We start from the raw sequence: 501 nt of genomic DNA, 5'->3' as shown, positions 1-501 counted from the left end.
GGTAACGGCAGGCTCCCCGGTTAACTGGGTCAGCGATTTGAAATACGCCCAATTCAAAGCAATCGACGGAAGATGGCAGCAGGTGGAGTTTGATAAATCGCTGGATGGTAGGGAAGCAAATCTAGAGTACATTCTTAAAGTTGGGAAAATGCCAAAAGAGATTTTCCTATATGACAAACCATTAGACGAAAAACATCCTAAAGAGTTTAACGCTAATGTTCCGGAACGATATAGAGCGATTAATTTAGACGCAAAGTATTGGTAATTTTGTTTATAACTTAGGAGAGAATCATGGCAATCGATGTAAAAACCTACGCCCAACTGGCCGCCCGTGTGTATGACAAAAAAAGGCTAGTCAACAAAATGACCCTGCCGGCCGGCTTTGAAGAAGTGCATTGGCGCGATGACGATGCTTTGGGGTTTTCTGCCGGAGTGTACCGTTCGGCAGACGGCAAGCAGGTGGTGGTTTCGTTTACCGGCACCAATGCCCGCACCGTTTCA

Annotated in this window: 2 protein-coding genes; both read left to right on the top strand. The window is 46.1% G+C overall.

The features are described 5' to 3' along the window. Positions 1-265 (top strand): hypothetical protein (locus tag MB824_RS10785; protein ID WP_238748544.1); only part of this gene is annotated, 265 nt, incomplete at its 5' end. Positions 266-291: 26 nt separating this feature from the next. After that, positions 292-501 (top strand): hypothetical protein (locus MB824_RS10780; protein WP_238748543.1); only part of this gene is annotated, 210 nt, incomplete at its 3' end.

The sequence above is a fragment of the Kingella pumchi genome (genome assembly GCF_022288825.1).
GTDB lineage: Bacteria > Pseudomonadota > Gammaproteobacteria > Burkholderiales > Neisseriaceae > Kingella_D > Kingella_D pumchi.
This window is presented reverse-complemented; position numbering and strand designations above follow the sequence as displayed.